Below are 13,406 nucleotides of genomic sequence, written 5' to 3' on the forward strand. Positions count from 1 at the left end.
AGAAGCCGTCACCTTTAACCCCCCACTTTTGTGCAATTCTCCATAGGGCTTTGGAGGTTGTTGCAGGAGGCGCAGGTTTCTAAAGTGCGCCACAAAAGGCGTAGAGCGCGAAAGGCCGGATATGAATTTTCTGAATGTAGGCGCGGGGCTCAGCGGGGCGGTTCTGGCACGGGGTCTGGCGGACGAAGGCCATAGGGTCACCGTGATCGACAGCCGCTCCCATGTCGCTGGCAATTGTCATACCGAGCGCTGTCCCGAGACAGGCGTTCTGGTACATATCTACGGGCCACATATCTTCCATACCGATGACGCTCAGGTCTGGGAGTACGTGAACAACTTCGCGACCTTCCGGCCCTACCACAACCGGGTTAAGAGCACGGCAGGCGGTGCAGTTTATTCGCTACCCGTCAACCTACACACGATTAACCAGTTCTTCGGCAAGACCATGAACCCCGAGGAAGCGCGCGATTTCATTGAGCAGACACAGGCCGACACCTCAATTACAAACCCGCAAAACTTCGAGGAACAGGCACTGCGCTTCGTGGGCCGCGACCTCTACGAGGCGTTCTTCAAGGGCTATACCGAAAAGCAATGGGGCTGCGCGCCCAGCGAACTGCCCGCCTCGATCCTCAAGCGCCTGCCGCTGCGGTTCAACTACGACGACAACTACTTCGCCCATCAGTTTCAGGGCATGCCCGAACAGGGCTATACCGCTATGGTCGAAGCCATTTTAGACCATGCCAACATCGATGTGCATTTGGATACGCCCTTCACCCATGACATGGCTGCGCGTGCGGATCACGTGATCTGGTCTGGCCCGCTGGACAGCTATTTTGACTACTCCCTCGGCCGCCTTGGTTACCGTACGCTGGATTTTGAGCGTTTCACCGGGACCGGCGACTGGCAAGGCTGCGCAGTAATGAATTATGGTGATCGCGACGTGCCTTTCACCCGCATCACAGAGCACAAGCACTTCGCCCCCTGGGAGCATCATGAGGCCACCGTGTGCTACCGCGAATACTCCCGCGCCTGCGGCGAGGGCGACCTGCCTTATTACCCAATTCGCCTAGTCGAGGGGAAAGCCCTACTTAGCGCTTACGAGGCGCTTGCCGCCGCGCAGGACGACGTGAGCTTTGTGGGGCGCTTGGGCACCTATCGCTACCTCGATATGGACATAACCATCCGAGAGGCGCTTAATCTGCTGCCGCGCCTGCTGGAGCGTTTCGGGCATGAATGACTGGCGGATTCTGCTCTAAAGCTAAGTTTAGAGCAGAATTAGGTCCTACCCCTTAGCACCTTGGCCACGGGCATAGACGTCCTCATAGCGGATAATGTCGTCCTCACCCAAGTAGCTGCCGGTCTGCACCTCAATCAGCACCATTGGCATCTTGCCGGGGTTCTCCATCCGGTGGACCGCTCCGAGTGGCACATAGACCGACTGGTTTTCCGAGATCAGCTTCACCTCGTCATCAACAGTGACCTGTGCGGTGCCCTCGACGACAATCCAATGTTCGGCGCGGTGATGGTGGCTTTGCAGAGACAAAGCCGCGCCGGGATGCACGACGATGCGTTTGACCTGAAACCGATTGCCGACGACAAGGCTCTCGAACCAGCCCCATGGACGATAGTCGCGCGGCAATGTGTCGGCCTGTGCCATACCTTGGGCCTTGAGCATGCTGACTGCCTGCTTGACCCCTTGAGTATGGTCACGATGGGCGACGAGCACCGCGTCGGGCATGGCGATCGCGATAATATCTTCCAGACCAATGCCCACCAGTTGCTGCCGCGGGTCCTCGGCCCGCAGTAATGTGTTGTGGCACTCGAGAGCGGTGGCTCCTGGTGTGGTCACAACGCCCTGCGCGTCTTTTTCCCCATCGCGCCAAACAGCTTCCCAACTGCCCAGATCGGACCAGTCTCCGCTGTAGGGCACGACGCTGAGGTTGTCGACCTTCTCCATGATTGCGTAGTCGATGGAATCGTCTTCCAGTGTGGCCCAGGGATCGGGGGCCAGACGTGTGAAATGCAGGTCCTGATCGGCCTGTGCCACGGCTTGTCGCGTCGTCTCTAGCATCTGCGGGGCATGTTTCTCGAAGGCTGTGATCAGCGCGCGGGTGGTGAACAAAAATATGCCCGCGTTCCACAGATGCTTGCCTCCCTCCATCAGGGTCTGCGCCGTGGCCGCATCGGGTTTTTCGACAAAGCCCTCCAGCGGTTGGGCCTCAGGCGCAAAATCCGCCTCCAGTTCCTGAGACAGGGCCAGCCAGCCATAGCCCGTCTCGGGGCGCGTGGGACGGATCCCAAAAGTTACCAGTCGCCCCGCCTGCGCGGTGGGCACAGCGGCGGCGATCGCATCGCGGAACCGTTGGGCGTCTTCGATGACATGGTCGGACGGTGCCACCAGCATCAGCGTATCGGCACCGTCGTTCTGGGCCTCAAGCGCCAACGCGCCCGCCAAAACCGCAGGAGCGGTATTGCGCGCCTCGGGCTCGATCAGCGTGGTCAAGGCCGCTTTCTCTATCGCGGCCAGTTGCTCGGTCACGACAAAACGGTAATCGGCACCGGTGACAATCAGCGGCGCACCGAAGCCAGCCCCTGAAAGGCGCAACACAGAAGCCTGAAACAGGCTCGTGTCGCCGGTGAACTTCGCGAACTGCTTGGGGTAGCTTTTGCGCGACAGGGGCCACAAACGGGTTCCTGCTCCTCCGCACAGTAGCAGCGGGTATATCATGTCGGTCATACGAACCTTTCATATGGTGCGTAATAATTGAAAGAGTATCAAAATATAACCTTGGGTATCCTCCACACAGGCCGTGTTCAAGTTGTATTGCCGTGGGTTGGCGGCAGGAACCTCTTGGAATTGCACAGGATGCTCTCGTGAGATAGATACGGCCACACCAGATCAGAGCAGGATACCCGCATGCCGTTGCTTCTTCATGCCGTCATCATAAGCTGGGAAGGATACGGCGAAAAGGCGCGCGATATCGCGCAGGCCTTGGAGGGATCAGTCGATCGGCTGACGGTAATTTACTCGAACAAGGACAATCGCCCCGAAACGGGCCCTGGCACCTGGGTCCAAGTCCCGCAAAGCTGGTATTACGGTGCCAAGTTCCGCGCCGCGCTTGACATGATTGGCGCTGACGAAATCATGCTGCAAGTCCATGCGGACGCGCATAGTGAAGACTGGGCGGCACTGGCGCTAAGGTGCGCAGCGTGCTTCGATGCACGCGACGACCTCGGGATATGGACACCCGATATCACTTGGACGCCCTGGCCCTCGGAGGTGGTTGGACGGGGGGTGATTAGTGGCACCACTCTGCTGAGGGTCGCCCAGACCGATGGCATCGTCTGGGCCCTACATCCTGCGCTCTATCCTGCATTGCGCGCGCTGGATTACAGCGGCAATAATCTGGGTTGGGGGATCGATTGGGTGGCACTATATGATAGCATGCAAAAAGAAAGATTGGTGGTTCGCGACCTGTCTCAAGCCGTCAGTCACCCACGCAGCCGCGGCTATCACAACGCTGAAGCCGCCCAGCACATGAAGAACTTTCTCGGCCAACTTCCCGCATCCGATCAGCGTGAGATCATGCGCTTGCATGCCGATCTGGAGACACGCAAAAATGCCATGGTCCCCGACTATCACGTTTCAATCGCGCCATTTGACCACGCCCTCATTCCCTCGGAGACAGCTTTCATGCCATCATTCTTTTCCGCATCCCATTCTGCTGCGAAAATTGCCGAGGTTTTCGTTGTAGGCGGCAATGTCTATGTGAAAGCGGCTGGCAAAAACATTGAGGCAGACCTTGCCATCGACGTTGGGGGGCGGCAGTTCCCGCTTAAGCAGATGGAGGATAAGCCACCTCTCTCCCATATCACTCAAAACTTTCCATTGGTCGCACAGAAAAGCACCACCACCTACCAACAGCTTGATGATCTGGGTGAATGGCAGATGGACGGGTGGCACACCCTCCGCGTCATTCCCGATTTCAAATCACGCACCCAGAAAATCGACCTCGGTGGTGAGCTGGTCATTGAGCCTCAGGATGGGCCGCGCGTATTTCTGGCCAATCTGGCCCAGCATAGGGCCAAGGGAGATCTGATCGTCCGACTTCGCAATGGTGATGGCCATGTCTTGCACGAACTGCGCTGCTCCTTCGGCAGCGGTCATGTAGGGGGAACAGACCCTGATCTGTACCAGCCGGTGGAACTCCCCCTGCCTCAAAGCGACCGGACGCTGCATCTAAGCCTCCACCTCGATAGCCGCGACTCCGCGGCGACCACACAAGATGCCCCGGCCGTCTTTTTCATCGCGCGTCCGCGCTTGCGCGCCGCCGGCACGACTGGCATGTCGGCCCTGGTGGCCAATGCCACGCACGCCGAAACCCCCGTGCCGGGGGCCAGATGGTACCGCGCCACCATCGACACGGTCTCCCAGGGCCGTGGCACGGAGATCGCACTGGCATCAGGCAAGGAGCGCCACACGCTGATGTCCCTGCAGCCGCTGTCTCTGTCCCTGCGCAACGATTGGGGGCATGTCCTGGACTTCAATTCCGATCAGACCCTGCCTGCCACCGTCTGGCTGAACGGAGCACCTGGCTTCGCGATCCACCTCAAACAGGGCCACAATAGCCTGCGCTTTCCGGCGGAATACCTAACCGGGCAACATACGCTGCTCGATATACGCGATGCCTCCGGCAGCGTTAGTCTCTGGCGCAACTGGTTCCTGCCGCGCCGCCAGACCACAACGCTTGATACGCTGATTGCAGAAACGAAAGGCCCCTACCCCAGCGATCTCTTCCCCCAGTCGCCACAGCGCTTCAGCGCGCTGCGCAACCACCTTGCCGATGGCACGGACCCCGAACTGCTGCCCCAACTCAGCATTGCCATTGAGGCATTGGAGGCGGGCCATGAGAACCTCAAGCGCAAGCCGCTCGTCTTTCCTCAGGTGGAAGCCCCCGATGTCTCGGTCGTCATTCCCGCCCACAACAAGGTTAACGTAACCTATGCCTGCCTCGCCGCGCTGCTGCTGGCATGGAACAAGGCCAGCTTTGAGGTGATCCTGGTCGATGATGCCTCCACGGATGAAACCGCAGAGATCGAGAATTTGGTCAGCGGCATTACTGTAATCCACAACGAAGAAGCCCAGCGGTTCATCCGGGCCTGCAATGCGGGGGCCGCCCGCGCACGTGGGAAGTACGTGGTGCTGCTCAACAATGACACCGAGCCTACGACAGGCTGGCTCGACGCGCTCATCGACGCGTTTCATCGTTTTCCCAATGTGGGCCTTGTCGGCTCCAAGCTGCTCTATCCCGACGGGACATTGCAGGATGCGGGCGGCATCATTTGGAATTCGGGTGATCCGTGGAACTACGGAAACCGTCAGAACCCACATGACCCTCGTTTCTCCTATGCCCGCCAGGCAGATTATCTGTCGGGTGCCGCGATGATGACCACCAAAACCATCTGGGACGAGGTTGATGGCCTCAGCAGCTATCTGGAGCCGATGTATTTCGAGGATACCGATTTCGCCTTCAAGGTTCGCGATGCGGGCTATACGACCTGGTATGTGCCTTCCTCAGTCGTCTACCACTACGAGGGAATGACCAGCGGGACCGATACATCCAAAGGCTACAAACGCTATCAGGAAGTCAACCGGCCCAAGTTCAAACGCAAATGGGCCCGGGCGTTCAGCAATTTTTCTAAGACCGGCACAGCACCCGATCTGGAAAAGGACCGTGGCATCATCGGCCGGGTGTTGTTCGTCGATTCCACAACCCCGATGCCTGATCAAAGCGCGGGCAGCTACGCTGCGGTCCAGGAAATCAAGCTGGTCCAGTCACTGGGGTACAAGGTAACGTTCATCGCGGAAAACGTTGCCTATATGGCAAAGTACACCACCGAATTGGAGAAAATGGGGGTCGAGGTGATCACCGCGCCTTTCTACGTTAGCATAAATGAATTCTTAGATGCCCGCGGCGCAGAATTCGATGCTTTCTACATCACCCGCTACCATGTGGTGAACGATACGGCTCCCAAGATCCGCGCGGTCAATCCGCAGGCGCGCATCATCATGAACAATGCCGATTTACACTACCTCCGATTGCTGCGCCGCGCGATCGCGGAGAAGGACGAGACCCAAAAAGAAGCCGCACGTCAGGTCCGGGAAGAAGAATTCGCCGCGATGCGTAGCGTTGATGTGATGCTGTCCTATAACGACCGTGAACAAGCGGTGATTGAGGCCCAGTCCGAAGGGGACGTTAACGTGATGACCTGCCCTTGGGTACTGGAATGTCCTGAGACCGTGCCTCCGCGCGCCGGGCGCGAAGGCGTGTCTTTCCTTGGGGGGTTCCAACACCAGCCCAATGTTGAGGGCGTACAGTGGTTCGCCCGGAACGTCATGGACCGGCTGGAGCAAAAAGGCTCCAACCTGGTGCTGACGCTTTATGGCTCGCGCATGAAGGACGATGTCAAAAGCCTCGCTAGCCCACTAGTCAAACCCGTGGGCTTCATCGAAGACCTATCGGATGCCTATGACCGACATCTGATCTTTGTCGCTCCCCTGCTGTCGGGTGCCGGGATCAAGGGCAAGGTGCTTAGCGCGCTCGCCAGCGGCATTCCTTGCATCCTTAGCCCCGTGGCGGCTGAGGGTATCGGGTTGCGCGACGGCCGCGACTGTCTGATTGCGGACAAGCCCGAAGACTGGATTGCAGCGCTGGAACGGCTGAGCGCAGATGAAACCCTGTGGCAGACCCTGTCCGACAATGGCCATGACCTCGCCTGCACGAAGTTCTCCTTTGAGAACGGCCGTAAGCTGATGCGCGCAGCCTTCGAAAGCGCAGATCTGTTCGGCCAGTTCGACTGACACGCGCCCCACCGGCGCGGCCTGAAGGCTGCGGAAATTGCAGCCCCCTGGGCAAGAATGCTTTCGTAGCAGTGTATAAACTGACAAAATGCCTTTCTTTAATGGCATCCATAAAACCACCATATCGATCCCGAGCCGATGGCCTGCCAGGTCGACCAAAACAAAGGGCGCTCCTCTCGTGTCATCTTCACCTCGTACCGTCCTGCTGCACTACCACCTGTTCAAGAATGCGGGCACCTCCCTTGACGCGATCTTGAAAGGACATTTTCAAGACCGCTGGCTGACGCAAGAATTCGCCCCCAAGGGCGGCAACAACACACCCTTGGTGCAGGACTGGATCCGCGCCACCCCCCAAGGGGTCGCCTATTCCACCCACACCGCCATTGGCCCATTGCCGCAGGTTGACGGCGTAAAAATCATACCGCTGATCCTGCTGCGAGATCCTGTTAAAAGAGTGATCTCCGCCTACAAGTTCGAGCGCCAGCAGCAGGTCGATAACTGGGGGGCAAATCTAGCCAAGACTGCGGACCTAGAAGGCTATATCAAAGCCCGCCTTGCTGTTGGCAACGACCGCCAGTGTCGCAATTTCCAGACCAGCCGCCTTGCCTCACTACAAGGCGGCGATGCTCCGGAACTGGACCGTGCAATCGCCGGGCTGAAGAAGATTCATGCTGAAGGCCTGGTCGGGCTGGTGTCGGATTTCACCGGCTTCATCGACAGGCTCAATACTCTGGTGCAGAAATTTCACCCCTCGTTCAACGGTGAGGTCGTGCGCTCTAATGTCACCGGCAAAGATAGTGCCCCGGACCCGGAAGTGATCAAACTGCTCACCCAATCCAACCTCGACGATGCACGGGTGCTGGCCCATGCAGAAACTCTGTTGAACAGGGATTAGGCTAACGAATTATCTGCAAAAAGTGGGGCGAGCATCTCACGAAAATACAGCTCACCCCAAATTGCCCGGCTAACCCATAGAGTTAAATAGATGGAAAAATCCTGGTCAAAATAGAACCCGACTGGAAGACTTTAAAATGAATGAAGAAACTTCACTGAGCTTCAAACCTATTGAGATTTTTCCCCACCGATCCGAACCCTTTTCAAAACAAAAAAACGACTCAATATACCTCTTTGAAGAAATGGAGGCCTATTCGTTCAACGCGTTTGGCAAATTCGGCGTTCCGAACATTCCATACATACTTCACCTCAATAATTGCACCCTCTATCCTCAGGGGTTCGCTGGGCGAACAGAAGAAGATTCAGGTACCCCATTGCCCCGCCCATGGAAAAAACGCCGTGGGAGACTTCTTGTTAGTGAAAACAATGAGTTTTTTCACGACAGTTTCTTCGAAGCATTTCTCGCCACGCCCAAGATTGAGTTTAATGTTTCACGGCAGTGGTTCGCAAAATTGAATACCCCGACCGAAGTCATTGATGGTGATTGCGTTCTTTTGGAAAGGGCAACCAAGCATTTTGGCCACATGTTGCTTGAGACGCCTTCAAGACACTGGCCAGATGTTATTGAAGGCTTGAAGGATGAATATCGAAAGATGCAGTTTGTGGCAGTTAGTACACATTCACTAAATGCGTCTTATGAACATTGGCCTCGGTATTTAAAGGATTTTTTGAATGCGCTCGAAGTTAACTTTGAGGATATAAAAATTGTTTCCAAGCCTGCAATAATTAGGTCTCTTTTCATCCCTAGCCGAATAACCGTACACGCACATCAAGGCGTGAACCATTTATATTTCGATGTTATGCGGCGTGCCTCGGCAAACCTGGCTAAGAACGCCCAATGTGAAAAAGGCTTGCCAAAAAAGGTCTACTTGACCAGATCTGGGAGCAATGTCTCCAATCGATCTGTACAAAATGAATACCTAATTGAGAATGAGTTTTTGTCACGCGGCTTTGAAATTATCCGCCCAGAAGAATTGAGCCTAGAGCAACAGGCTATTCTCATTAATCAGGCGACTGAAATTGCAGGTATCTCTGGCTCCCAGCTTCATCTTTCAATGTTCAGGAGCCACCCCGGATTGAAAGTTTTTCGCATAGCTCCGGATTGGCACAACCCGCCATGGGATCAGCGAGCTGAGAAATTTACCATGGCGAAAGTGACCACATCGATAATTAAAACGGAAATGATGAGCAGTGAAAAGCCGCAAACATGGTCGTTGTCCAATACTCATCTATCCAACCTTTCTAAGGATATAGATGAATGGCTTGCTGGTCCCGCGATAAACTGACAAAACCTCCGCAAGAGGGGAATGTCTGATGCAGATACAGGTCATCGCCAACTGTCAGGCCCGCCCGGTCAGCGCACAGATAGAACGTGTAGCGCCGGACATGCGTATTCTCAAACCTATTATTCTGCATCTGTCCAAAGCCGAACAGAAGGCCGAACAACTGGCGCAAATCGCACAGGCTGACGTGATTTTTGCTCAACTAACCCAAGACGGGTTCCAGCCTGCCCATCTGGCCAGCGCCAACCTTAAGGAACGGTTCGGGGATAAGGTGGTGATCTGGCCGAATATTTTCTACACGGGCCAGCAACCTTATCTGCGCTATTTCACGCACCCCAAGTTGGGCCGTCTGATGGGCCCTCTCGAAGCGCTGCATGACATTCGCCTCTACCGGAGTTGGAAGCATACAGGTCAGGTCGATCCGAATGCGCTGGACCATTTCGACCCCGCCTTCATCGCCTCCACGCACGCGCTTTCAATCGCAGAGCTGGAAAAGAAGGAGGCGCGCTGTCATGTGGCGATCTCAGACTTCCTAGCTGCCAATGCAGACAACCAGCGGCTGTTCTTCACTTTCAACCACCCTTCACAGCTTGTCCTTGCCGAAATGGCGCGGCGCTTGTTGCACAGCATGGGGCTGGATACGGAACCGCAAGACGACCCCTCTCTATCCGAGCCGCTCGCCAGATATCAGGTGCCTTCCGTCTGGAGCGCAAGTGAGGCTGTTTATCAGGGCGATGCCTATACGGTTGATGCCAACAACACGGTGCTCGGTCTGGGCGGAGCACCAAGGCGCTACACACGTGAAGAGCTTTGCTCCAGTTTTCAGAAGATTTACGATGCTAACGACATCTACCAAACATTTAACGGAGTCCGCCTGACACCCAGCATTCTGGAAGACGTTGAGTTTCTAAGTAAGACGGGCAGTTTAGAGAGTTAAACTCAAACGCTTACTGCTGCTCACTAAACGAGCCAAACCGACTACTATAATGATAGGTCTTTTTTCAGACTGTTTTGAGCCTGATGAATCGTTTATCCCGATGGTTGTTCGCAGTGGTAATGCACTTCCCCTTGATAAAATTTCCAATGATTCACTACGTGCGTTTCAGGGGTACATGCGGCCGCTCAATGACGGGAAATTTGATCTGCTGATGGAAGAGAAGGACTGCCTATTTGGCAGAAAGGTAGATCACGAGAAGAGCCCGAAAATCAGGAAGTATGTTGAAAAGGTGGTCTCTGGGTACTGAAATCCGGTTCCACGAAAGTACCACATTGGCTTCGCTCTGGAAAATGCCCCCACCACCGGGCCGTCTGCATGCATCACACAGACGGCCCCGCGTATCTATTTTCGGCTTGAGTCTAGAACAGCTCAATCTCGATCAGATCGTTCACTCCGTTGAGCACTAGAACCTCTCCGCCGTCGAACTCCAAAGTGGTGTTGCCGTCCGTAACTCTGCCAAAGGTCGAGACGACCTGCTGCGTGTTCAGTTGGCCGTGGGTGGCGCTCCACAAGTCTTCGTCGAGACGCAGGACATCGCCATCGTCAAAATCAGAGATTTCGTCACGCCCGCTCCGCACCGCAAATACGAAGGTGTCGTCGCCTGTCCCTCCAGTAAGCAGGTCATTGCCCGCCCCCCCTTCAAGCGTATCGTCACCAGCCCCACCTCTGAGGGTATCGCGTCCCCAGCTGCCCATGAGACTGTCATTGCCCGCATCTCCCGAGATGCGGTCGTCGCCGCCGCCACCGTAGAGGCTGTCATTGTGCAAGCCTCCATCTATCTTGTCGTGGCCGTCTCCACCCCAGATCAGGTCGTTGCCATTCGCCCCCCAGATGACATCGTTGCCGTCGCCGCCTCCCACGGTATCGCTCCAACCGCCCGCGTAGATCGTGTCATCGCCCGACCCGGCCCAAATCTTGTCGAAACCGTCCATGCCGCCCAGTACGTCATCTCCCGCACCGCCAAGAAGCAGATCATTGCCGGTCCCTGCCCAGATCCGGTCTGCATCATTGCCGCCATCAAGTGTGTCATGCCCCTGCCCGCCATCGATGGTATCATGCCCATCATTACCCCAGATCCGGTCATCTCCGCGATTTCCCCAGATAGCATCATTACCGTTGCCACCACCGACGACATCACTCCCGTTGCCGGCATATATGGTATCGTTGCCCGACCCAGCCCAGATCGTGTCGGTGCCGTCCATGCCACCAATCACATCATCGCCAGCACCGCCCAGAACCCGGTCGTTGCCGGCGCTGGCCCAGATCCGGTCGGCATCACTACCGCCATGCAGATAATCGTTCCCCTCTCCCCCGTTCAGAGTGTCGTTTCCATCCCCCCCATGGAGGGTGTCATCTCCCGCGCCCCCGTTGAGAACCTCATCGTCCGCGCCCCCGGTGAGGACCGCGCCTGCGACAACATCCCCGCTGTCCTCGGGGCCGGACGGGACGGTGTCAGCCTCTGGAGTTCCCCTATCCCCGTTCAAATCGTCCAAATCGACGTGGCCCTCAGTGCTGCCGAAGTTCTGGGTCGCGACAACCGAAAGGGCCGTCGCACCAGAGCTGTAGGTAAAGGAACCGATGTCGATCCCAATCCCGATGTAATCCAGATCGGGGCTAAGAATATTGGCCCGGTGACCGGGACTCTCCATCAACAGCCTGTGCAGGTTTGCAACATCGTCGCGATAGCCTTCTTCGCCCCGCTCTGACTGGATGGCGAGGTTTTCCGCGGTGCGCCAGCTGCCCGACAGATCGAAGTCCGCAGCCCGAATGCGTTGTGTCGGAGACGTGTCATCAACGCCCGTATGGGAAAACACATTGTTCTCCAGCATCCATTCCGAATGATCATCCGCAGATTGGTTGAGGTTCGTTTCAAGCTCAAAGAGGTCCAGATTGAGTGCAGATCGTTCTTGGTTGACGAGTTCCAGCATGTAGAGTTCTAAATCGGTAGCATAGACCATGGGCCGTCTTTTCCTTTTACATGGGCGCCGGAAAAGAAAACTCCGGAACACGAAAGCTGTTGGGGAACCTATTGGTTGATTGGGTCGCGATTACGGCCTGCGTGAGGAAATAGAAAGACGTCGCCGCAAGCGGTCCACACCCGGCGCGGAAATCTGCCACCTTCAGTTAAATTGGCAGTTTTAACTTAAGAATATCTTACCCCCCGGTTGTGTTCTTTGTCTGTGTCCGGACCCAGCCCAGGAACGCCAGGTCCGCATTGCGCAAGACGGCCTGCCCGTTGCGGTCCCAATAGCTGTGCCAATCGGCTTCCAGCGCGTAGACATCTACACCAGGCATCAATGCGCGTGCGGCCTCTAGCGCATCCACGCTCAGCTGCGGCGCACTGCCATGCTCTAGCACCACGGGACGGCGTGAGAAGACCATCAGATCACCGGGTTCTTCGAGCATGTCATAATCAGGGAGATGAGCCGCGCTGGCCATCTTGCGCAGAGCCGCGCGGAACACCCGCAGAGGGGCCGCAGATCCGGACTTCTTATGCAGCGTTGTGACACTTACCCGCCATTCGCGCTGTCGGCCACAATGCTTGCGTGCCAACTCATAGATGCGCCGCTCCAAGGGCTTGCGCAGGCGAAAATAGTCCCGGCTCAACGTCAGCACGGACTTGGTCTGCACAGCACGGAACAACCATTCGCTCAGTGTGACGCCGACAGAGATCATCCGCCCGCCCCGCGCACGGCGCTTGATCTCCCAGGATTCGATAAGGCCTAAACCCTGTGTCGTCTCAATCCCGCCAGTGGCCATATTCGTAGTGATGCGTGTCCCCGCCAGACGCTCGAACGCATCCTTCAGACGGGCATAGGCATCCCCGGATGTATCGCGGTTGGTCGCTACCAGCAGGTCGTGTGCTTTAAGAGTAATGTGGCGCGAAATTTTACGTCCTGCATTCACTGCCGCCATCAACTGACTGATGCAGAAAATGAGAATGTCCTTGTCATGGATTGTTGCCCGCCCTTTGACCGAGGGGATCACCTCGATGGTGGTCCCACCATGCGCATAGGACAAAATGCGTTTGTCGGGCCGGGTCGAAAGGGAGAAAATCGGATGCTCCATCGTGCCCAAGTCATCTTTGGGCGCTGCATCAAATACATCGCAGACGAAAAAATCTGCCGTAGGATGTCGGTCCGGCGACAAGCTGGATACAGGAATATCGGTCATGGCTGTCACCCTGCCTGCAGGTGCGCTGTCGCACCTTGTGTCACTGCTCGCCCGAGGTTGCGGATCATGTCGCCCGCATATCACTCAGATTATACTGCCCCGATTCTTTCGGGGTTTCAGTGACACCTAACCTAAA

At 56.4% G+C, this 13,406-nt stretch carries 8 protein-coding genes; 5 read left to right on the forward strand and 3 right to left on the reverse strand.

The window, feature by feature from the left end; all coding sequences use genetic code 11:
• Nucleotides 1–121 precede the first annotated feature (121 nt).
• Nucleotides 122–1,237 carry a UDP-galactopyranose mutase gene (glf, locus tag K3759_RS20115; protein ID WP_311199030.1) on the forward strand — a complete coding sequence of 372 codons (1,116 nt, stop codon included), beginning with the start codon at nt 122–124 and terminating at the stop codon, nt 1,235–1,237.
• A 45-nt stretch (nt 1,238–1,282) separates the two neighbouring features.
• Here the strand turns inward: glf and K3759_RS20120 are convergent, their stop codons facing one another.
• Complete coding sequence (locus tag K3759_RS20120; protein WP_409202539.1) at nt 1,283–2,728, reverse strand: mannose-1-phosphate guanylyltransferase/mannose-6-phosphate isomerase; 1,446 nt, start codon at nt 2,726–2,728, stop codon at nt 1,283–1,285.
• A 189-nt stretch (nt 2,729–2,917) separates the two neighbouring features.
• On the opposite strand from K3759_RS20120, the gene K3759_RS20125 reads away from it, so the two are divergent.
• From K3759_RS20125 to K3759_RS20140, 4 genes are all read left to right on the forward strand, one after another.
• The gene (locus tag K3759_RS20125; RefSeq protein ID WP_259986624.1) at nt 2,918–6,862 is read left to right on the forward strand and encodes a glycosyltransferase; all 3,945 of its coding nucleotides are present in this window, start codon (nt 2,918–2,920) and stop codon (nt 6,860–6,862) included.
• Between the two features lie 88 nt (nt 6,863–6,950).
• A complete protein-coding gene (locus tag K3759_RS20130; RefSeq protein ID WP_259986625.1) occupies nt 6,951–7,757 on the forward strand; it encodes a hypothetical protein in 807 nt (268 codons plus the stop codon).
• 136 nt (nt 7,758–7,893) lie between these two features.
• Nucleotides 7,894–9,102: a DUF563 domain-containing protein gene (locus tag K3759_RS20135; RefSeq protein ID WP_259986626.1), complete on the forward strand. Its 1,209-nt coding sequence runs from the start codon at nt 7,894–7,896 to the stop codon at nt 9,100–9,102.
• A 28-nt stretch (nt 9,103–9,130) separates the two neighbouring features.
• Nucleotides 9,131–10,036: a WcbI family polysaccharide biosynthesis putative acetyltransferase gene (locus tag K3759_RS20140; RefSeq protein ID WP_259986627.1), complete on the forward strand. Its 906-nt coding sequence runs from the start codon at nt 9,131–9,133 to the stop codon at nt 10,034–10,036.
• Between the two features lie 419 nt (nt 10,037–10,455).
• Here K3759_RS20140 and K3759_RS20145 read toward each other — a convergent pair whose 3' ends face one another.
• Together K3759_RS20145 and K3759_RS20150 are read right to left on the reverse strand one after the other, a co-directional pair.
• A complete protein-coding gene (locus tag K3759_RS20145; protein WP_259986628.1) occupies nt 10,456–12,054 on the reverse strand; it encodes a CAP domain-containing protein in 1,599 nt (532 codons plus the stop codon).
• A 196-nt stretch (nt 12,055–12,250) separates the two neighbouring features.
• Entirely contained in the window at nt 12,251–13,270 is a 1,020-nt protein-coding gene (locus tag K3759_RS20150) for a replication initiator protein A (protein WP_259986629.1), read from the reverse strand.
• Between the last annotated feature and the right edge of the window lie 136 nt (nt 13,271–13,406).

The sequence above is a fragment of the Sulfitobacter sp. W027 genome (genome assembly GCF_025143985.1).
In the GTDB taxonomy this organism is placed as follows: domain Bacteria; phylum Pseudomonadota; class Alphaproteobacteria; order Rhodobacterales; family Rhodobacteraceae; genus Sulfitobacter.